17 protein-coding genes are annotated in these 23,581 nt (G+C 71.2%); 8 read left to right on the forward strand and 9 right to left on the reverse strand.

Features of this window, described 5'->3' with window-relative positions; genetic code table 11:
* The first annotated feature begins 47 nt into the window (after positions 1–47).
* Positions 48–1,496 (forward strand): APC family permease, encoded by a 1,449-nt coding sequence (locus OG453_RS13440; RefSeq protein WP_266867699.1) that lies wholly within the window; start codon positions 48–50, stop codon positions 1,494–1,496.
* 146 nt (positions 1,497–1,642) lie between these two features.
* Positions 1,643–3,223 (forward strand): amidohydrolase, encoded by a 1,581-nt coding sequence (locus tag OG453_RS13445; RefSeq protein ID WP_266867701.1) that lies wholly within the window; start codon positions 1,643–1,645, stop codon positions 3,221–3,223.
* 9 nt (positions 3,224–3,232) lie between these two features.
* Here the strand turns inward: OG453_RS13445 and OG453_RS13450 are convergent, their stop codons facing one another.
* From OG453_RS13450 to OG453_RS13460, 3 genes are all read right to left on the reverse strand, one after another.
* Positions 3,233–4,093 (reverse strand): phosphatase PAP2 family protein, encoded by an 861-nt coding sequence (locus tag OG453_RS13450; protein ID WP_266867703.1) that lies wholly within the window; start codon positions 4,091–4,093, stop codon positions 3,233–3,235.
* An 89-nt stretch (positions 4,094–4,182) separates the two neighbouring features.
* Positions 4,183–5,217 carry a LacI family DNA-binding transcriptional regulator gene (locus tag OG453_RS13455; RefSeq protein WP_266867705.1) on the reverse strand — a complete coding sequence of 345 codons (1,035 nt, stop codon included), beginning with the start codon at positions 5,215–5,217 and terminating at the stop codon, positions 4,183–4,185.
* A gap of 25 nt (positions 5,218–5,242) precedes the next feature.
* A complete protein-coding gene (locus OG453_RS13460; protein WP_266867707.1) occupies positions 5,243–6,892 on the reverse strand; it encodes a glycoside hydrolase family 13 protein in 1,650 nt (549 codons plus the stop codon).
* A gap of 180 nt (positions 6,893–7,072) precedes the next feature.
* Here OG453_RS13460 and OG453_RS13465 point away from each other — a divergent pair, with 180 nt between their 5' ends.
* The 4 genes from OG453_RS13465 to OG453_RS13480 are packed head-to-tail and all read left to right on the forward strand — an operon-like array spanning position 7,073 to position 10,365.
* The gene (locus OG453_RS13465; protein ID WP_266867709.1) at positions 7,073–7,987 is read left to right on the forward strand and encodes a metal-dependent hydrolase; all 915 of its coding nucleotides are present in this window, start codon (positions 7,073–7,075) and stop codon (positions 7,985–7,987) included.
* A gap of 1 nt (position 7,988) precedes the next feature.
* Complete coding sequence (locus OG453_RS13470; RefSeq protein ID WP_266867711.1) at positions 7,989–9,059, forward strand: PDR/VanB family oxidoreductase; 1,071 nt, start codon at positions 7,989–7,991, stop codon at positions 9,057–9,059.
* Positions 9,060–9,115: 56 nt separating this feature from the next.
* Positions 9,116–9,814 (forward strand): TetR/AcrR family transcriptional regulator, encoded by a 699-nt coding sequence (locus tag OG453_RS13475; protein ID WP_266867713.1) that lies wholly within the window; start codon positions 9,116–9,118, stop codon positions 9,812–9,814.
* Positions 9,815–9,840: 26 nt separating this feature from the next.
* Positions 9,841–10,365, forward strand: a complete 525-nt coding sequence (locus OG453_RS13480; RefSeq protein WP_266867714.1) for a GNAT family N-acetyltransferase — start codon at positions 9,841–9,843, stop codon at positions 10,363–10,365.
* A 514-nt stretch (positions 10,366–10,879) separates the two neighbouring features.
* On the opposite strand, the gene OG453_RS13485 is transcribed toward OG453_RS13480, so the two are convergent.
* Both OG453_RS13485 and OG453_RS13490 read right to left on the reverse strand, forming a co-directional pair.
* Complete coding sequence (locus OG453_RS13485) at positions 10,880–12,787, reverse strand: hypothetical protein (protein WP_266867715.1); 1,908 nt, start codon at positions 12,785–12,787, stop codon at positions 10,880–10,882.
* 70 nt (positions 12,788–12,857) lie between these two features.
* Entirely contained in the window at positions 12,858–15,977 is a 3,120-nt protein-coding gene (locus OG453_RS13490) for an alpha-N-acetylglucosaminidase (protein WP_266867716.1), read from the reverse strand.
* 112 nt (positions 15,978–16,089) lie between these two features.
* Between OG453_RS13490 and OG453_RS13495 the strand changes: the two genes are divergently transcribed.
* Positions 16,090–16,536 (forward strand): hypothetical protein, encoded by a 447-nt coding sequence (locus OG453_RS13495; RefSeq protein ID WP_266867718.1) that lies wholly within the window; start codon positions 16,090–16,092, stop codon positions 16,534–16,536.
* Between the two features lie 40 nt (positions 16,537–16,576).
* Here the strand turns inward: OG453_RS13495 and OG453_RS13500 are convergent, their stop codons facing one another.
* From OG453_RS13500 to OG453_RS13510, 3 genes are all read right to left on the reverse strand, one after another.
* The gene (locus tag OG453_RS13500) at positions 16,577–18,082 is read right to left on the reverse strand and encodes a DUF1996 domain-containing protein (RefSeq protein ID WP_266867720.1); all 1,506 of its coding nucleotides are present in this window, start codon (positions 18,080–18,082) and stop codon (positions 16,577–16,579) included.
* A gap of 64 nt (positions 18,083–18,146) precedes the next feature.
* Complete coding sequence (locus tag OG453_RS13505) at positions 18,147–18,797, reverse strand: response regulator transcription factor (protein WP_266867722.1); 651 nt, start codon at positions 18,795–18,797, stop codon at positions 18,147–18,149.
* Positions 18,782–20,053, reverse strand: a complete 1,272-nt coding sequence (locus OG453_RS13510; RefSeq protein WP_266867724.1) for a sensor histidine kinase — start codon at positions 20,051–20,053, stop codon at positions 18,782–18,784. The genes OG453_RS13505 and OG453_RS13510 overlap by 16 nt, the downstream gene beginning before the upstream one ends.
* Before the next feature lie 256 nt (positions 20,054–20,309).
* Here OG453_RS13510 and OG453_RS13515 point away from each other — a divergent pair, with 256 nt between their 5' ends.
* Positions 20,310–22,490, forward strand: coding sequence for an MMPL family transporter (locus OG453_RS13515; RefSeq protein WP_266867726.1), 2,181 nt, complete (start codon positions 20,310–20,312; stop codon positions 22,488–22,490).
* Between the two features lie 79 nt (positions 22,491–22,569).
* Here OG453_RS13515 and OG453_RS13520 read toward each other — a convergent pair whose 3' ends face one another.
* Positions 22,570–23,565 (reverse strand): NAD-dependent epimerase/dehydratase family protein, encoded by a 996-nt coding sequence (locus OG453_RS13520; RefSeq protein WP_266867728.1) that lies wholly within the window; start codon positions 23,563–23,565, stop codon positions 22,570–22,572.
* Positions 23,566–23,581 lie beyond the last annotated feature (16 nt).

The following is a 23,581-nucleotide window of genomic DNA, read 5'->3' on the forward strand; positions in this document are numbered from 1 at the left end:
CTGCCGCGCCCCCTGCCCCCGCCTGCCGCAGAAGGGCTTCCCTCCGCATGTCCACCACCGCCCCAAGACCAGCCGTCGAGGACGCACCCACCCTCAGGACCGGCTCCCTCGGCACCGCCGACATCGCCTTCTTCGTCGTGTCGGCCGCCGCCCCGCTCACCGTCATGGCGGGCGTCGCCCCCATCGCCATCGCGCTCGGCGGCATCGGCGCCCCCGTCGGCTATCTCCTCGCCGGCATCACGCTCGCCGTGTTCGCCGTCGGATTCACCGCCATGAGCCGCCACGTCCGCAGCGGCGGCGCCTTCTACGCGTACATCACGCGCGGTCTTGGCAGGCCCGCCGGAATCGCCGCGGCGCTGCTCGCCATGCTCGGCTACAACGGCATGGAGATAGGCGTCTACGGCCTGCTCGGCACCGCCACCCAGGACACCGCCCACGCCCTCTTCGGCGCCGACATCCCCTGGCTGCCGGTGTCCCTCGCCGGACTCCTCCTGATCTGGTACGCCGGATACCGCTCGATCGACTTCGGCGCGAAGCTGCTCGGTGTGCTCCTGGTCGCCGAGACGGGAATCCTGGTGCTGCTCGCCGGGGGAGTCCTCATCAAGGGCGGCGCCGGGGAGGGCCTGAGCCTGGAAGGCTTCACGCCCGGCAACGTCCTCGTCCCCGGCACGGCCGCCGTGCTCGCCTTCGCCTTCGCGGCGTTCACCGGATTCGAGTCGACCGTCATCTACCGCCGGGAGGCGCGGAATCCGGACCGTACGGTGCCGCGCGCGACGTACATCGCCGTGGCGTTCCTCGGACTGTTCTACGCCTTCATCGTCTGGACGGTGATCCAGGCCTTCGGCGACGCACAGGTCGTGAAGGCCGCCGGGTCCGACCCGGCCGGGCTCTTCTTCTCCGCGATCACGACGTACGTCGGCGGATGGGCGGCCGATCTGATGCATGTCCTCATCGTCACGAGCGTCCTCGCGTCGCTGCTTGCCTTCCACAACGCGATCAATCGGTACGGGCTCGCGCTGGCGGAGGAGGGTGTGCTGCCGAAGGCGCTGGGTCGTGTGCACGCGCGCCACCGGTCGCCGTACCTGGCAGGGGCCGCGCAGACGGTGCTGGGGGCGGTGGTGGTGCTGGCCTTCGCCCTGGCGGGCGCGGATCCCTACGCTCAGCTGCTGCTGTGGGTCAACACCCCGGGAATGATCGGCCTGTTGGCACTCCAGCTCCTGGCGGCGATCGCGGTCCCGTTCTACTTCCGGCGGATCAGTCACGGGGAGGGGGTGCTGCGGACGGTGGTGGCGCCGATGGTGGCGACGCTGCTGCTCAGTGCGGCACTGATCCTGGTGGCCACCCACATCGACGTCTTCACCGGGGCGACGCCCCTGGTGAACACCATCCTGGTGGGCGTCACCCCCACGGTCTTCGCCCTCGGCCTGCTGCTGGCCCTACGCCTGCGCAGTCGCCGTCCGGCGGTGTACGAAAACTTCGCGTCAGAACCAAGCTGATTCCCCGCCCACCCACCCGATTGCCCCGCAGCCTTCCCAGCCCGGCCGCAGTTCTTTCAGCCCGTCCGGCGTTTGAGGACGAACTCGCCGAAGGCGGTGATCTACGGCCACCACCGCACCCCCCGCCCCCCCGAACGGAGTTCCCTGTGCCCCCCGCCGACCTCATCCTCACCGGCGCCCACATCCACACCCTCGACCCCGGCCGCCCCGAGGCCACCGCCCTCGCCGTCCGCGCAGGACACATCGCGGCAGTGGGAGGCGCCGAAGACGTACGCGACTGGAAAGGCCCCCGCACCGAGACGATCGACCTCGGCGGAGCCACCCTCACCCCCGGCCTCGTCGACTCCCACAGCCACCCGGTCCTCGGCCTGGACATGGCCACCGGCGAGGACCTCAGCGGCGTACGCGATCTCGACGGGCTCCGCCGGGCCCTGCGCACAGCGGCCCGCGTCGACGGCTGGATCGTCGCCTGGGGGCTCGACCACAACGCCTTCGGCGGGCGCCCCGTCGACCGCACGCTCATCGAGGACGTGCTCGACGGCGCACCCGCCTTCATCCGCCTCTACGACGGCCACTCCGCCCTGGTCAGCGGCGCGGCCCTGCGCGCGGCGGGGGTCGAAGGCCCGCGCGAGTTCGCCCAGCGGGCCAGCGTCGTCTGCGACGAGCAGGGGCGTCCCACCGGTCACCTCATCGAGCACGCCGCCATGGATCTGCTCACCGCCGTCCTGCCCAAGCCCTCGTACGCCGAGCGCCGCACCCGCCTGGTCGAGCTGCTCACCGGCATGGCGGTCACCGGCCTGACCGGCGCCCATGTGATGGACCTCGGCGACGGCGACGTACCCGAGCTGCTCGCCGCGGTCGAGGCGGAGACGACCCTTCCGCTGCGGCTGCGGCTCGCACCCTGGTGCATGCCGGGGATCAGCGACGACGGCCTCGCGGAACTCATCGCGCTGCAGCGCGAGGCCGGGCGGCACTGGCTCGTCGGCGGGGCCAAGTTCTTCATGGACGGCACCGTCGAGGGCGGCACCGCCTGGCTGGAGCACGCGGACTGCCACGGGCAGGGGACCGATGCCTTCTGGCCGGACCCGGAAGCGTACGCGTACGCCGTACGCCGGCTGCACGCGGCCGGGGTGCGGACGGCGACCCACGCCATCGGGGACGCCGCCGTGCGCCACGTGCTCGACACCGTCGCGGGGCTCGGCCCGAGCGGGCGCCTCGTGCACCGGATCGAGCACATCGAGACCGTCCCCGACGACACGGTGCCCAGGTTCGCGGAGCTCGGCGTCATCGCCTCGATGCAGCCGCCGCACACCGCCTACACGCGGGCCGACCACACCGATGAGTGGTCCAAGCGGCTCGGCGCCGAGCGGGCCGCGCGGGCCTGGCGGACACGGGATCTGCGGGACGCGGGCGCGGTGGTCGCCCTGGGCTCCGACTGGCCCATCGCGCACTACGACGTCCGTCAGGTGCTCGCGACCGCGAGGGTTCCCCGCGGGGCGGCCGGCCCCGCTCAGGGGCTCACAGGGCTCCAGGCGCTCGAAGGCTGCACCTCACACGCCGCGATCGCCGCGGGCGAGGCGGCGGTGGCGGGGCGGATCGCCCCCGGCTTCCGGGCGGATCTGACGGCCTTCGGCCTCGATCCGGTGGCGGCGCCCGCCGACGAGGTGGCCGATGCACCGGTACGGCTGACCGTGATGGGAGGGCACATCACGCACCGGGAGGCCTGAGGCCGGGCCTCAGGCCTTCAGGGGTGGGGCGAGGACAGCCCTCTCGCCCCGCGCCGCGATCTGCCTCGGCAGCGAGTACGGCATGCTCCCGTACCAGATCCACGCCACCGCGAAGCCGAACGCGAGGCAGATCATGCCGCCCACCGCGTCCAGCCAGAAGTGGTTGGCGGTGGCCACGATCACGACCAGCGTCACCGTCGGGTAGAGCAGGCCGAGCACCTTCGCCCACGGCACGGACGCCAGGGCGAAGATCGTCAGGCCGCACCACAGGGACCAGCCGATGTGCATCGAGGGCATCGCCGCGTACTGGTTCGACATGTGCTTGAGGTCGCCGGAGGCCATCGAGCCCCAGGTCTGGTGGACCAGGACCGTGTCGATGAAGCCGTTGCCGTTCATCAGGCGCGGCGGTGCGAGCGGATACAGGTAGTAGCCGACCAGGGCCACCGCGGTGGTCGCGAAGAGCACGAGGCGGGTGGCCGCGTAGCGTCCCGGATGGTTGCGGAACAGCCACACCAGGACACCCAGCGTCACCGCGAAATGCAGCGTCGCGTAGTAGTAGTTCATGCCGACGATGAGCCATGTCACCGAGTTCACCGCGTGGTTGACGCTCTCCTCCACGGCAAGACCCAGGTTCTGCTCCACGTGCCAGATCCAGTCGGCGTTGCGCAGGGCCTGTGACTTCTGTTCCGGCACGGCGTTGCGGATCAGGGAGTACGTCCAGTAACTCACCGCGATCAGCAGGATCTCGAACCAGAGCCGCGGGCGCCGCGGCGTGCGCAACCGGCCCAGGAAAGCCCGCCCCGTGCGGTCGGTCTCCTCGCCCGCATTGGGTGATGTGGTGGGCCGCTGCCGGCCTTCCAGTGTCGTCACGTCATCTCACCCATAGGCACAGAGTCTGCCAGATTCCCACCCTATGCCCGATCATCCCAAGGTCTGGTTCAGGTCGCATTCCCTACGCCCTATGGACGAGTTCGTCCCCCAGGGGCAGAGGCTGTTGAACCTCGAACCACCAGCTCGGGCAGGAACACGAATTCACTGTGCGGAGCGGGGGTGCCGCCGATCTCCTCGAGGAGTGTACGCACGGCCGCCTGGCCCATGGCAGGCACCGGTTTGCGCACCGTGGTCAGCGGCGGATCGGTGAACGCGATCAGGGGAGAGTCGTCGAAACCGACCACCGAGACGTCGTCCGGGACCTCGAGGCCGCGCTGCCGCGCCGCCCGTATCGCCCCCAGCGCCATCATGTCGCTGGCGCAGACGACGGCCGTGCAGCCGCGGTCCAGGAGCGCGGACGCCGCTGCCTGTCCGCCTTCGAGCGTGTACAGCGAGTGTTCGACGAGCTCCGACTCGATCGCGTCGGGGGGCAGTGCCAGCTGGTCCCGCATCGTGCGTACGAAGCCCTCGATCTTCCGCTGTACGGGCACGAACCGCTTCGGGCCCAGGGCGAGCCCGATGCGCGTATGACCGAGGGAGACGAGGTGGGTGACCGCGAGGCGGGTCGCCGCGCGGTCGTCCGGCGAGATGAAGGGCGCCCGCACCTTGGGGGAGAAGCCGTCGACCAGGACGAACGGCACTCCCTGTGCGCGCAGCTGGTCGTAGCGCCCCATGTCGGCCGTGGTGTCGGCGTGCAGGCCCGAGACGAAGATGATGCCGCTGACGCCGCGGTCCACGAGCATCTCCGTCAGCTCGTCCTCAGTGGAGCCGCCCGGGGTCTGCGTCGCGAGGACCGGTGTGTACCCCTGGCGGGTCAGGGCCTGCCCGATGACCTGGGCGAGCGCGGGGAATATCGGGTTCTCCAGCTCCGGGGTGATCAGTCCGACGAGACCCGCGCTGCGCTGCCGCAGCCGCACCGGACGTTCGTAGCCGAGCACGTCGAGTGCGGCAAGCACGGACTGGCGGGTGGCCGCTGCGACGCCCGGTTTGCCGTTGAGCACCCGGCTGACCGTTGCCTCGCTGACCCCCGCCTGCGCTGCGATGTCGGCCAGTCGCGCGGTCACAGGATTGGACTGTACCGGTCACATCTCAGGCTGCCCACCAGACCGCCGAATCCGCCGGGACGCTCACTTCTGCGGAGGCGGGATCCAGGTCCGCGCTCGACAGGAGCACAGTGCCGGGCGTGGGGATGGTGACGGCTTCGGAGGTGAGGTTCACCGTGCAGACGAACGTGCCGCCGGGCGTCGTACGTCGGAAGGCAAGGACGCCGTCGGGGGCGTCGAGCCACTCCACCTGGTGGCCCGCGCCGAGCGCCGGGTGCTCGCGGCGCACGGCGAGCGCACGGCGGTAGAACTCCAGGGTGGAGCCGGGGTCGCCCTCCTGGGCCGCCACGGACAGGTCCTTCCAGCTGTCCGGCTGCGGCAGCCAGCTAGGGCCGCCCTCGACGGGACCGAAGCCGAACGGCGCCCGCTCCCCGGACCACGGCAGCGGCACCCGGCACCCGTCCCGCGTCCCGTCCTGCCCCGCCGTACGGAAGAACGCGGGGTCCTGGCGCACCTCGTCCGGCAGCTCGGTGACCTCGGGCAGGCCGAGCTCCTCGCCCTGGTAGAGGTAGGCGGAGCCGGGCAGCGCCAGCATCAGGAGCGTCGCCGCCCTGGCCCGGCGCAGGCCGCGGGCCGCGTCGCCGTCGGCGAAGCGGGTGGAGTGCCGTACGACGTCGTGGTTGGAGAGCACCCAGGTCGCCGGCGCGTGCACGGCGTTCATCGCGTCGAGGGAGCGGTCGATGACGGCGCGCAGCGCGGCGGCGTCCCAACCCGTCGTCAGATACTCGAAGTTGAAGGCCTGGTGCAGTTCGTCCGGGCGGATGTACAGCGCGCTGCGCTCCACGGTCGGCGTCCACGCCTCGGCGACCGCCGCGCGCTCACCCGCGTACTCGTCGAGGATCTGGCGCCACTCGCGGTAGATCGCGTGCACGCCGTCCTGGTCGAAGTACGGCACCGCCTGGTTGCCGAGCAGCTTCACCTGCTCGCTGTGGCCGATGTCGGGCAGCCCGGCCGCCTTGATCAGGCCGTGCGCCACGTCGATGCGGAAGCCGTCGATGCCGAGGTCGAGCCAGAAGCGCAGGACGGAGCGGAACTCCTCGTGCACCGCCGGGTGTTCCCAGTTGAAGTCGGGCTGCTCGGGCGCGAAGAGGTGGAGATACCAGTCGCCGTCCGCCACCCGCGTCCAAGCCGGGCCGCCGAAGACGGACTCCCAGTCGTTGGGCGGCTCGGAGCCGTCGGGACCCTTGCCGGGACGGAAGTGGAAGCGCTCCCGCCACGGCGAACCCGGCCCCTCGCGCAGCGCCCGCGTGAACCAATCGTGCTGCTCCGAACAGTGGTTGGGCACCACGTCGACGATCACCCGCAGGCCGAGCGCGTGCGCTTCCCGTACGAGATCGTCGGCGTCCGGCAGCGTGCCGAACATCGGGTCGACCGCGCGGTAGTCGGCCACGTCGTACCCGGCGTCGGCCTGCGGGGACACAAAGAAGGGGGAGAGCCACACGGCGTCGACGCCGAGCCGCCGCAGATGCGGGAGACGCGCCGTGATGCCCGGCAGATCGCCCATGCCGTCGCCGTTGCCGTCGGCGAAACTCCGCGGATAGACCTGGTAGATGACGGCCTCGCGCCACCAGTCGCGGCGCTCGGCGGCGTCGGACGAGGCGTCGGAGGGAAGGGCGGCCGTGACGTGCTGGGTCATGAAGTCCCTCGGGGATACGGGGTGCGGACACCTCGATGAACGTCGCGCGGAAGGCGAAGGTCACGAGAACGACATCGCGTTGCGGCCCCGACGGCTGTCATCGGGCCTCCCAGAACAATCGCCGAAGAATCCCCTGCACACACCTGTACCCGAAGACTTACCCATCAGTACATTGACGCCATGTCTAATACGCAGAGCCGGGCGCCCGAGCCCGTCGCGTCCGAGCACACCGCGCTCAAGGCACGCAAAGTCTCCTTCTCCTGGGAGAACACCCCGCTCCACTGGGTGCCGGGCGACCCCTTCGTCACGCATACGATCAACGTCCTCCACCTGCTGCTGCCCGCCGGCGAACGCTGGTTCGTCCACGTGTACAAGCAGGTCCTTCCGTACATACGCGACGAGCGGCTCCGCGAGGACGTGATCGGCTTCATCGGCCAGGAGGCCATGCACTCGCAGGCGCACGACGAGGTGCTGCCCCACCTCAAGGAGCAGGGCCTCGACCCGACGCCGTACACCGCCCAGGTCGACTGGCTCTTCGAGAAGCTGCTCGGCGACAAGACGCTGCCGCCGGGCAAGGCCCGCAAGTGGTGGCTGATGGAGCGCGTCGCGATGATCGCGGCGATCGAGCACTACACCGCCTTCCTCGGCAACTGGGTCCTGAACGCGGAGGAGTTGGACCGGCGCGGTGCCGATCCGACCATGCTGGATCTGCTGCGCTGGCACGGCGCGGAGGAGGTCGAGCACCGCTCCGTCGCCTTCGAGTTGTTCCTGCACGTCGACGGCAGTTACCGGCGGCGCGCGAGGACCTGGGCCACGGCCTTCTCCGCCCTGGTGTTCCTCTGGCAGCGCGGGGCGCGGTTCTTCATGGAGAACGACCCGACGCTGATCGGCGGCAAGGCCTCGTTCAAGGACTTCTACAACGGCGGCCGGCAGGGCATGCTGCCGACGACGCCGGACATGATCCGCTCCATCCCGCGCTATCTGAGCCGCGACTATCACCCCTCCCAGGAGGGCAGCACCGAGCAGGCTCTCGCCTATCTCGCCTCATCGCCCGCGGCGACCGCCGCCGAAGCCGCGACGAACGGAGCCCGCTGACATGCCCCGCATCCGCACCGTCCTGCTCGTCACGGGCGCGGCGGTCCTCGCCAAGCGGGCCATGCGGCGGCGCATCGGCGCATCGCCGCTGTGGCCGCTGCCCGCCCTGGAGGAGCCGATATCGGGACGCCCGCGCTCGCGCGCGCTGCGGCTCCTGGTCACCCGGCACGAGACGGTCGCCGACGGTGTCGTACAACTGCGCCTGGAGGGCGAGGACTTGCCGCCCTGGGAGCCGGGCGCCCACCTCGATCTCGTGCTCCCGTCGGGTCTCGTCCGGCAGTACTCGCTGTGCGGGGACCCCGAGGACACCTCCTCGTACACCGTCGCGACCCGTCTCATCGGCGCGGAGCAGGGCGGCCGGGGCGGCTCGCGCGAGGTGCACGAGCAGCTTCAGGAGGGGGTGGAGGTCGAGATCCGCGGGCCGCGCAACCGCTTCCCGCTCGCCGACGCGCAGCGGTACGTCTTCGTCGCGGGCGGCATCGGCATCACGCCGATCCTGCCGATGCTGCGGGCCGTCGACTCGGCGGGGCATGACTGGCGGCTGCTGTACACGGGCCGGTCATGCGCCTCCATGCCCTTCCTGGAGGACGTCGAGAAGCTGGGCGGGGCGGTGGACGGCCGGGTCACGGTCGCCGCCGACGACGAGGGCGGACAGCCTGACCTGGCCGGTTTCCTCTCGGCGGCGCCGCCCGGCACCGCCGTCCATGTGTGCGGCCCCGAGGGTCTGATGGAGGCGGTCGCGCAGACGCTCCCCGAGGGCTGCGACCTGCACCTGGAGCGGTTCACGCCACACACGTCCCTGGACGGCAACGCATCCTTCGAGGTCGAACTGCGCCGCAGCGGACGGACGATCGAGGTGCCTGCCGACTCCACGGTCCTCGCCGCGGTGCGCGCGGAGCTGCCCGACACCCTGTACTCCTGCGAGCAGGGATTCTGCGGAACGTGCCAACAGCGGGTCCTGGAAGGGGAGATCGACCACCGGGACGAGCTGCTGACGGACGCGGAGCGCGCGGACTCGATGCTGATCTGTGTGTCGCGGGCGAACGGGGGCCGCATCGTCCTCGACATGTGAACAGTTGGGGCGGACCAGCCCCTTGGACGGCCGGATCCGCTCGGTAAGGTGTTCGCATGACTACCGGGGTGCGCCGCAGAATGGGTGTCGAAGAGCGGCGGCAGCAGCTGATCGGGGTCGCCCTCGACCTGTTCAGCCACCGCTCGCCCGACGATGTGTCCATCGATGAGATAGCGGCGGCCGCGGGCATCTCGCGACCGCTGGTCTACCACTACTTCCCGGGCAAACTCAGCCTGTTCGAAGCGGCGTTGCAGCGCGCGGCCGACGACCTCGCCGAGCGTTTCATGGAGCCCCGAGAGGGCCCGCTGGGGGCTCGGCTGCTGCGGGTGATGGGCCGCTTCTTCGACTTCGTCGACGGCCACGGTCCCGGCTTTTCCGCGTTGATGCGCGGCGGCCCCGCGGTCGGTTCGTCGACGACGAACGCGCTGATCGATTCAGTGCGCCAGGCCGCGTACGTCCAGATCCTCGCGCACCTGGGCGTCACGGACCCGCCCGCGCGACTTGAGCTCGTCATCCGCTCCTGGATCTCGCTCGCCGAGTCCACGGCACTGATCTGGCTCGACGGACGCCGCATCCCGCGCGGAGAGCTCGAACTCCAACTGGTCCACGACTTCGCGGCGTTGACCGCGGTGAGCGCGGCATTCGACGAGGAGATGGCGGACATCCTGCGCGCCGTGCTCGCCGATGAACCGGCGGACGGCCTGTTCGCCGGCCTGATCACCCGCCTGCTCGAACTGGCCCCCCAGCAGGCCTGACCAGCGGCACGTCGTACATTTCCCGCATGACGACGACGGACGCCGCAGCGCGGCTGACCCACCGCCCGGCCGACGAGGAGGACATCACCACCCTCGTCGCCCTCTACGACGGCGCCGCGCGCTGGATGCTGGAGCGGGGCATCGACCAGTGGAAGCCGGGCGGGAAGGGCGCGGAGCACTTCCGGCAGCGGATCGCTTCGGACGAGGTCTGGCTCGCGTACGACGGCGCGGCCGTCGCCGGGGCGTACGAGATCTGGTGGGCGGACGAGCCCGCCTGGGGCGTCCAGCCGCCGGTCGCCGGGTATGTACACCGGCTGATGACCCGCCGCGGCGCCCCGCCCGGCACGGGCCGCGCGCTGCTGGCCCGCGCGGAACAGCGGATCGCCGAGACGGGCCTGGACCGCTGCCGCCTGGACTGCGTGACGTCCAACCCCCGGCTGCGCGACTACTACGAGGCCGCGGGATACGCGGTGGTGGGAGAGCTGCCGGGGAAGGTGGCGGCGGACGGAAGCACTTATGGGGTGCTGCTGCTGGAGAAGCGGTTGGGGTGAAGGGCGGCCCGGCGGGCTGGGGCCACGGTTCCGGCAGGCGCGCCCGGCCCGGCGGGGCCGCGGCAGCATCCAGCTGGACGGGAGCGGCCGCTCCGGCGGGGCTTGGACGGCTGCCCGGTGGGGATCAGGGCGTACGCGTGTCGTCCGGTGGGGTCGGGGTGTACGTGTCTTGGCCAATGGGACCGGGGTGTACCCGTCTTGGCCGGTGGGGATCAGGGCCTACCCGTGTCGTCCGGTGGGACCGGGGCGTACCCGTCTTGGCCGGTGAGGGCCAGGGCCTACCCGTGTCGTCCGGTGGGGCCAGGGCGCACTCGTCTTGGCCGACGCTTGCCCTGGACGAGACCGGCGGGGCCTGGACGGCTGCCGGTGGGGATCAGGGCCTACCCGTGTCGTCCGGTGGGATCGGGGCGTACGCGTCTTGGCCGGTGGGACCAAGGTGTACCCGTCTCGTCCGGTGGGACCAGGGCGTGCCCGTCTCGTCCGAGGCTCGCCCCCGGACCATGCCGGGCGCGCCTCAACGCAGCGTAGAGATCTTGCCGCCGTCGGTGAGCCTGCCGCTCAGGCCCGCTCGGGCGCCTCGCCCGACCGGTGTGGCCAGGGTGTTGCCGGGCGTCTTTGTGCCGCCCGACGCTGTGACCGACGTGACCTCCTTGCTGCCGGCGCCCAGCAGGTACCAGGTCCCGCCCCGTGACTTCCAGCGCACCCCGGCGAGCACCGCGGGCTCGCGGCCGCCGCAGGCCGGTGCGTCCTCCGCCTTCGCCACGACGGCGGCGGCCGCCGTCCCAGTCGCCCGGAACTGCGCGAGCAGTCGGCTCCCGCCGCCCCGCCAGGTGTCGGCCCGCGTGCACACCCACTGCGCGAGGCCGTTGCCCTCGGGCAACGCCTGGCGGGCGTACGCCCACGCGTTCACCGTCCGCACCCCGTTCGACCGTGCCGCGGAGAGGGAGCACGCGGTCGCGGACCAGTCCGCGGCGGTGGCCTCGCGCGGAGCCTGCGGGCGGCCGGCCGTCAGGTGGGCGGGGACGAGCTCGCCCAGGTCGGTGGAGAGGCGGTCCGTGCCGGAGTTGTCGCGCAGCTGCAGCGCGCTCCACGACGTGCACGAACTGGCTTGCGCGGGGCTGGCGAAGGGCTCGGTGACGCCGGACTTGTCCCGCTTGAGCGTGGTGGCGGCGGACCCCTTGACCAGGTCGCGGACGGCCGCACCCTTCACCCAAGGCGCCGTCAGATAGCGGACGTTGCCGTCGGTGCGGTTGACGATCACCGCACCGGCCTCCGTGCTGTCCGCACCGTCCACGCGCGCGAAGTCGAGCGCGGCGCCGCTGGTGCCGTCCTTCGGCTCGGCGTACCGCACGATGCGAAGACCGTCGTAGAGGAGCACGACCCGGGCCGCGTCGACCTCGCCCGCGAAGAGCAGCTGCGCGGGGCCGGGAGGAGCGCCGGCCGCCGTGCCGGGCGTGGCGGACACCTGTACCGACTCGCCGGGCCGCGCCCACACCGCGAGGGCGCGGCGCAACAGGGCCTTGTCGCCGGTCAGTTCACCCCGGGCGGGCCACACGGAGAAGTCGGTCCTTGCGGACCGCTTCCACTCGGCGGCCCCGATCAACGTCAACTTCCCCGGATCCAGGGCGGCTTGCCCCGCGGGGTTCCTCGCGTACGAGGGAGCAGCGGCCCCGTCCGGCGCCCAGCCGTCGCCAGGGAGCCCGAGCAGCGCCCCGCACACCAGCGCGGCGGCCACCGCCACACCCGCGGCCTTCATGTGCTGCCTGCGCCGCATCAGATCGGTGGGCCGCGCCTGCAGCGAGCAGGGGTCGAACTCGGGCGATGCGAGCAGTTCGTACCGGGCGTCGACACCGTCGGCCTCGGCGAGCGCGTCACCGGGGTCGTCGACGCCCGCCGCGTCGAGCACCTTGCGTACGTCGCCGTCGTCGAGGCGCTCCAGGCCGCGCAGCACGTAGGCGGCGCGGGCCGCACCGGAGAGGGCGGAAAGCCGCAGGTCCAGGTCGAGTTCGTCCGCGCCTCCCGAGCGGGGGAAGAGGCGCAGGCCCCGGACCTGCGGCAGCAGCGGCGGGAACTGCGAGCGCTTGGGGAGGGCCGTCCAGCGCAGCGGAAGACCCGCCTCCAGGGCGGTGCGCACGACGCGAAGGCGTACGTACGCGTACCCCGGATCGCCCTGGCCGCGGCCGTCCCCCGCGCGCTGCACGGGGACGGCCGCCTCGTCGCCCGACGTGCGGCTGCGGGGCAGCGCGCGCTGGGTGAGCGAATGGGCGGTCAGGGCCCGCCGGTTGCGGCCGAGGCTGGGCGGCAGCACCAGGTAGGCGAGGCGCACCAGACGCGGGTAGTGCTCGACGAGGGCGGCTTCGGCCTGCTCGACATCTACGATGCCGGGGGCATCCTGGTCCGGGGACTGCACATGCGACGACACGTTCAGCAAAACGAGCGAATCGTCGGATGGTCACTTGCCGTTGGGGTTGTACCCCGAGAGGCGCGGCCCCTCAAGCGACCCCCCACCCGCTGAACTCCACCGTCCCGCGCCCGCCGTCACCCCCGTTGGTCGCGCTCATGAACAGCCCCGCATCCTGCGCCCCCGCAACACCCGCCACAGTGACGCCTGCAACCACCCGCCAACTGGCCCCGTCATCCGTCGAGCACGCCCCCGTTACCACGTCCCCCGCCCTGCTCAGCCGCAGCAGCACCGGTGACTTGATTCCCGTGACGCGCTTGTAGGTGTCCAGCGTTCCGTCGCCATTGGTGTCGTACGAGAGCACGACCCCGTTCGCCGGTGTCACGGCGAGGTTGACGAAGCCCTGCGAGCCCGCCTCGCCCAGCTTGTTGCGGGCGATGAGTCCCGCTCTGGCCCATGGACCGGTCGCGTCCTGGGTGTCCACCCGGACCGTCACCGAGGCCCCGTCCCGCAGCGCCCCTTCCCGGTACAGCGCCCCGAACTCCGTCGTGCCCTTCCACAGGTCGGCCCCGCCCCCGTTGATCGCGTACCGCCCTTCCAGCTCGCCGAAGACCGCCGCATTGTTGGTGTATGTATTCCAGTCCGCGCCCACCGGACCCGCCTCGTACAGCGTCCCCTCGTGGACGGACCGCACCCGTGCCTCGCCCCGCGGCCCGTACCGCACGGCGATCTCGTACGGCAGTGCCCGCAAGGGTTGGTCCAGGGGTTCGCCCGAAGCGCGCGCCCGCCAGGCCACCTTCCCCGTGCCGCCCGCCTCGACCCGCGGCAGCGACACCGCGCCCTCCGGCTCCGCCTCGATCCCGCTGAGCCCGAAGTCGACACGGCCGGTGTCCCGCAGCCCGTTGACGTTCCGGAACACGGCCTCCACGCGCGCGTGCCCGCCGGGCGGGAAGGCGGGCGGTGTCGCGGACACGTCGAGGGAGCCCTGGTACGGGGCACGGGCCAGGACGTCGCGGGCCCGCCCCGCGGTCCGGTACGGATCGCCGGTGCCCCGCAGCGGATAGTCCTTGCGCTCGCGGGTCCACGGCTCCTCCACCGCGAACCAGTCGACCGCCTTCGGCTCCCGCCCCGCGGCCAGCGCGTCGGCCAGCTCGTCGAGCCACTTCTGCCAGCGCGGGACGTAGAAGTCGGCCATCAGGCCCGCCCATTCACGGTTGCCGTACTCGTGCAGCTTCCCGCCGTCGGACGTGGGCCGGTCGCCCCACACGGTGATCAGGACCTTCGCGGTCCGCTCGAACTCGGCGCGCTCCGCGTCGCTCGTGCCGAGCCGCCGGGCGGCGTCCACCCAAGGGCCGAGCAGGAACGCCGAGTTGGTCGCCGTCACGTCGTCCGACAGGCGCATCAGCCGCAGCCACAGCGTCGAAAGCGCACGGAAGGTCTCCTGGTCCTTCCTGCCGTACGCGGCCCGAAGCTGCGGAAGCAGCTGCCGGCTGCGGTGGGCCAGCGCCTGCCGGACCACGTCCACCAGGTCGTACCGGTACGCTGCGCTGCCCCGCAGCGCGGGCGCGACCCCGAGCAGACCGGCGAGCGCCGCGTCGAAGCGCCCGGGGTCGTAGGTCAGCGCGCGCGGCGCGTACTCGGCGGCGCGGTTGGCCGCGAGGTCGGGCCGGGCGGCGTACAGCGAGTCGTGCGGGTCGCTGCGCTCGACGGCGGTGTGCCGGTAGGCGGTGTCGTGGAGTGCCTGCCAGGCGGCCCGCGCGTCCCGGTCACGGCCGCCGTACCGGAAGCCGGAGTAGTCCGAGAACCACGCCCCGAGGTCCAACCGCTTCTCGGTCCACGCCAGTTCGGAGAAGAGCTCGAAGGCGGCCGGATCGCGGTCCGTGGCCTCCGGCATGAACGACGTACCGGCCAGCGCGCTGCCGCCCTTGTCCCGCCACGCGAAGAACTTCTCGTTCCAGATGTGCGCCCGCGCCCCGATCGTCGTACGCCCCCCGAAGTTGGGGATGGTCCCGAACGCGTACGGCGTGCCGCCCCAGTCCTTCTCGCGGTCGGTGACACTGGTGAACCGGTCGGAGACCCCGTCGACGATCAGCATCCGCCGCCGGTCGATCGCGTCGAGCAGCTCGGGCAGCGGATTGGCCTCCCAGCCCAGGATCACCCAGGTCGCACCGGGGCGGGCCTTTTGCAGGGCGGCCTCGACGCCGCGCGCCGCGTCGGGCACCGGGACGTCGCCCGCGGTGCCGCCCTCGTGCAGCAGGTCCATCTTGAAGTGCTCGGCGGCGCCGAAGAGTTGCTCCTGGTGCCGGTAGAAGGACGCGGCGACCTGCGCGAAGGACGAGGTGCGCGGGTCGAGCCAGTCGGGCCGCTTGAAGCCGTGCCAGTTGCCCTGCGGCACCACCCGCGCGTCCCCGCCGTTGCGCGCCACGAAGCCGTCCGGGACGTGACCGTAGTAGCCGGGGAGGACGGGGGCCATTCCCAGCTCGCGCAGCCGGTCCACGATCCTGCGGCCCAACTCGGCTCGCTTGTCGATGAGTTCGGGGGAGAGCGGCCCGCCGTACCCTGACAGGTTCTGCAGCAGCCACCATGCCTGGTGCGAGGGCGCGGGCAGCCAGGCGCGCGCCTCCGCGTCGCTGTACCCGAAGTCCTTCAGGAGCCGGTGGTAGACGGCCTCGGCCCCGGCGATCACCAGGACTTCGTTGCAGCCGTGCAGGGCGAGTACGTCGATCATGCGCTCCCAGTACGCCCAGTCGGCGTACGGCGCGGTGTACCCGTCGTTGGTGTCGTTCAGGGCGAACCGGTGCGGCAGTGCGGTCGACCGCTCCAGCGGCCGCGCGGGCGCGGGCAGCCGTCGCGGCAGGTCCAACTGGCTGCCGTTCCAGGTGATATGGGCACCGCACGTGTACTTCAGATACCAGTGGACCCCGGTGAGCAGCACGGCCGGCGTCGTACCGGAGACCTCGATGCGCCCGGTGGTGCCGGTCACGCGGAAGCGGTCCTCCCCACCCTGCGCGGGGACGAGTCTGAGGCGGAACTGTTCCGCGTGATGCGGCAGGAGTCTGTTGAGCGCTGAGCGCGCGGAATCCGTATCGAAGGCGGGGCCCTTGGCGGGCCCTTCGGCGGCGTGGGACGGAACGGCCATACCGCTGATGGCACAGCCGATGCCGATGGCTCCGGCGGTGCCGAGCACGGAACGTCGGGACGGGTCGGTCATGTGTACCCCCCTGGGTCGAATGCTGCGGCGCACGGTATCCGTGCGGTCGCCCGTGCTCAACGGTGCATACGGAGAAGGCGAGTTCGCATCGCCTGAAGGGACTGGTGGGACGATGAAGGCAGCGCGAGGCATGGGTGTGGGACTGCTGCTGGTGCTGGTGGCGTGCGGCGGCTCGGACGGCGACGACGCACCGGAGACGGCGAGCGGCAGCCTGGAGCAACTGGCGGCCAAGGCGCGGTGCGAGCCCGACATCCAGACGGATGCGGCCGAACTGCGGCAGGCCACCTGTGGGAACGGTGCCCGCCGCTATGTCCTCGTAACCTTTACAAACGCCCGTGGCCAGGCCGAATGGCTGGACGAGGCGGCCGATTACGGCGGCACGTACCTCATCGGCAAGAAGTGGATCGCGGTCGGCGACCAGAAGGTGGTCGCGCGGCTGCGCGGCCGGCTCGGCGGGACGGTGGAGGAGGCCTCGCACCACTCGGGGAGTAGCGGTGGTGGGGATCACGAGGACTCGGGCCCGGGGCACTCGGGCCACTCCGGTCACCGCACGAGCTGACCGCGCAGCGGTTACGGGGGGTCAGCGCGGCAGATCGGGATCAGGTGCAGCGCTGACCTTCGTTGATGCAGTCGGTGACGCGCTGCATCAACTGCTCGTCGAAGACGTTGATGAAGTCGCCGTGGTCGGTGACGGGTTTGTGCAGTTGCTCGGGGAACGAGTCGACGGCGAATCCGGGGCCGGGCGGCACGTCGTACACGATGCGCTGCACCAGCTGCGGAATGGCCTGGAACCCTTGTGGACAGGCGCCGCTCTCCTGGTCGGCGAAGGCCACGTGCGTACGGTGGTTGGCGCTGTCGGTGTTCTGTCCGTCCCAGCAGCTCTGGAAGTTGAAGGTCCGCACGACCTTGCTGCCGTCGGGGCAGATCGGATACTTGTCCTTCAGCTGCCGGTCCTCGAACCCGGTGCAGCTCCAGGACGCGTTGGCGTTCGCGTCACCATTGGTGAGCGCCTTGGCGTCGCCGGTGATGATGCGCAGGAAACGCGGCATCTCGACGACGTCGCCCACCGGGCTTCCGACGAATTTCAGGGTGACGGACGTCGGGGTCTGGATCTCCCCGACATTCTGGTCCTTGCCGCCGCCGTCCGCGTCGGCGTCGGCCTCGTTCTGTCCGTTCTGCAGTCGAAGGACCGGCCAGTAATAGGTGGACTTGTCGCCCTGATTTCGGCAACTGGTGTCGCCGTTCGCGAGATCGTCGTCGCTCGCGAAGGCATCATTGGCCTGATTGCCCACGTAATCGTGCATATGGTGAGCGCCATTGCTCACACCGGGCGCGACGATGACATTGTCCGGATTGAACTTGCCGTTCTCGTTCGTCCCGCATTTCGTGGCGAACGTCCCGCGCGATGCGCCCTCCTGCTTGTCGGGGCGGTTCACATTGGGCTCAATGGAGTTGATGTCGACGAAATCGTCGGCCACCGGACCATTGCCGTTCTGCTGCCCGCCGTCACCGTCACCGGGCTGCTGCTGCCCGCCGTCGCCTCCGTCACCTCCCTCTTCCGGAGGCTGTTCGGCGCCGCCGTCCTGCCCTTCCTCGGGCGGCTGCTGGCCCCAGGCGCCGTCCTCGGCCCCGTCACCGGCGCGCATGGTGCACGCCGCCATGGAGTCGAGCCCGTCGGGGGGCTGACCGCCCGCCTGGTCGATGGCGGAACCGATCTCCTGGATGACCGGCCGCCGCTCCTCCTCCAGCGGGCCGAGCACGGCCTGGGCCTGCTCGGCATCCTGTGCGTCGGCGAAATTCTCGTAGGCGGCGGTGATCTGAGAGTCCAGGTCCGCGAGCCGCCGGTCGACGTCCTCGCGAGCGCCGTCCGGCACTTCCGGCAGCTGATTTCCCACGTCCGGGCAGCTGATGGTGGAAAACCCGGGACCGGAACCCTGCTCGCCGGACTGCGCGGAGACGGGCGGATCGGTGCTTTCCTCGGCGTTCGCGTAGACATTCACCGCGACCATTCCGCCGCCGCCCAGGATGAGCGCCGCCGATGCGGCGATCGCCCGCCCGGCGAGCTTTGATCGCTTTCGTTGTGTGCGTCGTGGTGTGCGTCCCATGCGACTACGTACGCAACAGGAGCCCGCCCCGTTCAATCACAACAGGAATTCTCCGACGGCTGATTCAACGACCTTGATCGAGATAAGCGATGACCGCGAGCACCCGCCGGTTGTCGTCGTCGGAGACCGGCAGGTCCAGTTTCCCGAAGATATTGGACGTGTGCTTGGCGATCGCCCGTTCCGTCACCACGAGCTGCCCCGCGATCGCGGCGTTCGACCGTCCCTGCGCCATGAGTTCGAGCACCTCGCGCTCGCGCGGCGTCAGTTTGCCGAGCGGCTGGTCCGCCGAGCGCCGGGAGAGCAGCTGCTGGATCACCTGCGGGTCCATCGCGGTGCCGCCGGCGGCGACCCGGCGTACCGCGTCGATGAACTGCTCGGCGTCGAAGACGCGGTCCTTGAGGAGATAGCCGATCCCGCCGTTCCCATCGGCAAGCAGCTCGCGCGCGTACAGCTGCTCCACGTGCTGGGAGAGCACGAGGACGGGAAGCCCCGGCCGCGCCCGCCGCGCGGCGAGCGCGCACTGCAGACCCTCGTCCGTGTGGGACGGCGGAAGCCGGACGTCGACGACGGCGACGTCCGGCTCCAACTCGGCCAGGGCCTTGGTGAGTTCGGGTCCCGTCTCGACAGCGGCGGCGATCTCGAAGTCGAATGCCTCCAGCATCCGGACCAGACCGTCACGCAGCAGGAAGAGATCTTCGGCTAGGACAACTCGCAAGGGATCTCCATGGTCACCATGGTCGGGCCGCCCGCCGGACTGCTGACGGCCAGTACGCCGTCGAATGTACCGAGTCGGCGTTCGATTCCGCTCAGCCCCGACCCCGCCCCGATGGACGCGCCGCCCTTGCCGTTGTCCGTGACCGCGATCCGCAGCATGCCCTGCGCGTGGTGCACATCCACCCAGACGCGGTCGGCGCCCGCGTGCTTGATGGCGTTCGTCAGGGCCTCGCTCACCGCGAAGTACGCCGCCGACTCCACCGGCGCCTCGGTCCTGCCGTGCAGCTCCACGTCCACGTCGGTCTGCACCGGCAGGCGCAGCGCGAGCGCCTTCACCGCGTCGCCGAGGCCGCGCTCGGCGAGCACCGGCGGGTGGATGCCGCGCACCAGGTCGCGCAGCTCGGTCAGCGCCTCGCCGGAGTTCTGCCGCGCCTTGGAGATCAGCTCCTTGGCCTTCGCGGGGTCCTTCTCGATCATCGCCTCGATGGTGCCGAGGTCCATGCCCATCGCCACGAGACGGGCCTGCGCGCCGTCGTGCAGATCCCGCTCGATGCGGCGCAGCTCGGCGGCCGACGAGTCCACGGCGTCGTGCCGGGTCTCGGTCAACCGGTCCACGCGCTGGGCCAGTTCGCGCTCCCGCATGGAGGCTGTCGGGGCGAGCAGGGTCCTGGCGAGCAGGAAGTGGCCGCGCAGGATGGCCGGGGGCGCGAAGACGGCGACGACGCCGATCGCGGTGCCGAGCAGTGCGGCCATGTTGGCGGTGCCCTGCGAGGTGACGTGGATGAAGCCGTACCAGTCGCCGCCGCCCGCGTTGTAGATCGGCTCCCAGACGCCCAGGGCGAGGACGTAGCCGTACAGCGGGTAGAGCAGCAGCGTCGGCGCGAAGATCACCGTGGTGTAGCCGGCGGTCATGTCGACGAGCAGCCACTGCAGGTCACGCCAGGTCGCCGGGTCCTTCAGCATCAGCGTGGTGCGCTCCACCTGCCCGGTGACGCCGGAGCGCAGATCCGCGGGGAAGGGGCGGTAAGGACGCGGTATGTGTACGTCCGACCACGCGCCGGCCTGGGCGCGGCGCAGGTCGGCCCACTTGCGCACGCCGGTCAGCGCCATCGGAGTCGTGAAGACGCCGATCCCCAGCGGGATGAAAGCGATGGACAGGACCGACAGCACGAAGAGGGTGATCGAACCGGCGAGCATGATGACCGACAGGTAGAGCCCTCGGGCTCCCGCTGTCACGGATTCACGGACCCTCGTCATTTTTCCGTCCCCATCTCTTCCAGCGTCATGGTCACATTCTCTCCGCTGAGGTCGGTGCGGGTCATGGGGTCCGGCACCCGAGCACGGGGTGTACCTGAGGACACCCCCGCACCTCGCCCTGTGCTTCGGCGGGAGGGGGCTTCGGCGGCTGGGTGCGGACGCCCCGGATTTCTAGCGTTGTCGACGTCATCAAGACGGCTTATCCGACGCTTACTTGCTTGCGCTTCTGGCGCCTACTTATGGGGGCGAAAAGGCCATGCGGCCAAACCTCGCGGCACGACTGGGTGTGTGGAGCGCACACCATCGCAAGACGGCCATCCTGGGCTGGCTGCTGTTCGTCGTCCTCGCCACGACCATCGGCGGGGCCTCGGGCATGGTCACCGCGTCCGACGACGAGATGGGGGTCGGCGACTCGGGCCGGGCGGCACAGATCCTTGACGAGGCGGGGGTCGAGGAGCCCGCGGGCGAGCTGGTCATGGTCGCCGCCCGGACCCCGGACGGCTGGCGGGACGTGGCGGGCGACCTGTCCAAGGCGCTGACCGCGACCGGGGACGTACGCGACGTCCAGGCGCCGCTGCCCTCCGAGGACCGCAAGGACGCGCTGCTCCGCTTCGAGATGAAGGGCCCGTCCGACGACGCCGCCGACCGGGTGCAGCCGGTGCTCGACGCGGTGCAGAAGGCGGACGAGGCCGGGGCCGGACAGGGCGTATCGGTCTACCAGTTCGGCGACGCGAGCTCCGAGAAGCAGCTGAGCGACCTGCTCTCCGACGACCTCACCAAGGCCGAGTTCACCGCGGTGCCGCTGGCACTCGGCATCCTCCTGGTCGCCTTCGGCGCGGTGGTCGCGGCGCTGCTCCCGGTGGGCCTCGCGCTGACCGCGTGCGTGGCGGCCTTCGGCCTGCTCTCGCTCGCGAGCCACCAGCTGCACCTCTTCGAGACGACGTACTCGGTGATGTTCCTGATGGGCCTCGCCGTCGGTGTCGACTACTGCCTGTTCTATCTGCGGCGTGAGCGGGACGAGCGGGCGGCGGGGGCGGACGCGGACACGGCGCTGCGGATCGCGGCGGCGACGAGCGGCCGCGCCGTGCTGGTCTCCGGCCTGACGGTGATGGTCGCCATGGCGGGCATGTTCCTGTCCGGCCTCCTCCTCTTCAAGGGCTTCGCCGTCGCCACGATCCTGGTGGTGTGCGTGGCGATGCTCGGCTCGGTGACCGTGCTCCCCGCGCTGCTCGCGGGGCTCGGCGACCGCATCGACGCCGGGCGCATCCCGTTCCTGAACCGCCGCTCCAAGCGGGGCTCGCACGCCAGCGGCGGCATCGCGGGCAGGCTGCTGCGGCCGGTCCTCGCCAGGCCGAAGTTCTTCGCGGTCGGCGCGACCGTGCTGCTGCTCGCGCTCGCCGCGCCCGCGCTCGGCATGAAGACCGAACAGCTCGGCCTGGAGAAGCAGTTCGGCTCCGACGCCCCGCTGTCCGTCTCGTACAAGAAGATCACCGAGGAGTTCCCCGGCGGTCCTTCGCCGGCCCGGGTGGTCGTCGAGGCGGACGACATCGAGGCGAAGCCGGTGCGGGACGCGCTCGCTGCGGTGGTGCGGGAGGCGGGGAAGGGCGCCGAACTCACCGTCCACCAGGGCGCGGACGTCGCCGAGATCGACGTACCGCTGCCGGGCAACGGCAGTGACGCCGAGTCGAAGAAGGCGCTGGGCTCGCTGCGCGACACCGTCGTGCCGGAGGCGTTCGACGGTGTCCCCGCGGCCGAGGCCTACGTCGGCGGTGACCTGGCCGAGTCCGAGGACTTCAGCGATCAGCTCGGCAAGGGCATCGTGCCGGTCTTCCTCTTCATCGCCGCGGTGACCTTCCTCCTGATGCTGTTCAGCTTCCGCTCGGTGGTGATCGCGGTGACGTCCATCGCCCTCAACCTCCTTTCGGTGGGCGCGGCGTACGGCGTGATGACCGCCGTCTTCCAGCACGGCTGGGGCGCGGAGCTGATCGGCTCGGAGAAGGTCGGAGCGATCGAGAACTGGATGCCGCTGTTCGTCCTCGTCGTCCTCTTCGGCCTGTCGATGGACTACCACGTGTTCGTCGTCTCCCGGATCCGCGAGGCGCGGGACCGGGGCCTGGACAACCGCTCGGCGATCCGGGAGGGCATCACGCGCACCGCGGGCGCGGTGACCGGCGCGGCCGTGATCATGGTGGCGGTCTTCGCGGTCTTCGGGACGCTGTCCATGCAGGACATGCAGCAGATGGGCGTGGGCCTGGGCGTGGCGGTCCTCCTGGACGCGACCCTCGTCCGGATGGTCCTGCTGCCTTCGCTGATGACGCTCCTGGGCGACCGCAACTGGCATACGCCGGGCTGGCTTTCGTGGCTGCCGCGGATTTCGCACGGCGAGGAGGCTCCGGTCCAGCCGATGCCCCGTCCGGTGCCGTCGGCGAGGGCGTAGCTTCTGGCCTCAAACGCCGGCCGGGCTGGAGATATCCAGCCCGGCCGGCGTTTGAGGACGAACTCGGCGGAGCCGGTGACTACACCCCCAGCACCTTCGCCTCCTTCTCCGCGGCCAGTCCCACCACCGGACGGTCCGGCCGCTGCGGGGCCACCCCGCCGATCGACCGCAGCCACTCCCACGTATCGGCGACCGTCTCCGCGACCGGCCGCGCCCGCAGCCCCGCGGCCACCGCCTTCTCCGTGGAGGTGCGATGCATCGTGTCGTGGAGTTCCCCCGGCGGTAGCCACACGGGAAGCTCCATCCACGGCTCGATCCCCGCATCGGTGATCACCGAGGGCTCGGTCCAGCGCAGCTCCACGTCGTCCGCCCCGGCCACGGCGACACACGCCTCCAGGAACTCGCCCATCGTGGTGTGCGCCATGGGGGAGACGATGTTGTACGGCCCGTGCAGCCCCGCGAAGCCCGCGTCCAGGACCCACTCGGCGAGATCCCGCACGTCGATGTACTGGATGTCCGACTCCCGGGGCCCGGGGGCCAGTACGGGCCCGCCCAGCGCCACCCGGTTCAGCCACCACGGCAGCCGCCCGATGTTCTCGTAAGGACCGAGGATCAGCCCGGCCCGCGCAAGCACCACCCGCTCCGCGCCGAACTCCGCGACGGCGGCGAGCTCCCCGCCCCGCTTGTCCTCCGCGTACGCCACGGACTGCGCGTCCGGATCGCCCTCCACCAGCGGATACGACTCGTCGGACCCGGCGACCCCCGGATATTGGTACACCGAGCCGCTCGACACATACACGTACCGCCCCGCACGCCCCGCGAGGACCCGCGCCGCATCGCGCACCGCGCTCGGCGCCCCCGACCAGGTGTCGACGACGACGTCCCACTCCGCGTCGGAAGCGGACAGCGCCGCCAGGCCGTCATCGGCCGTGCGGTCCCCGTGCAGGGACGTCACACCGGCGGGGGCCTCATGCCGCCCGCGGTGGAAGACCGTCACGTCCCAGCCACGCGCGAGCGCCGCATCGACCACGGCCCGCCCCACGAACTCCGTACCACCCAGCATCAGAAGTCTCATGGCGACGACTCTGCCC

It is taken from the genome of Streptomyces sp. NBC_01381, from assembly GCF_026340305.1.
GTDB lineage: Bacteria > Actinomycetota > Actinomycetes > Streptomycetales > Streptomycetaceae > Streptomyces.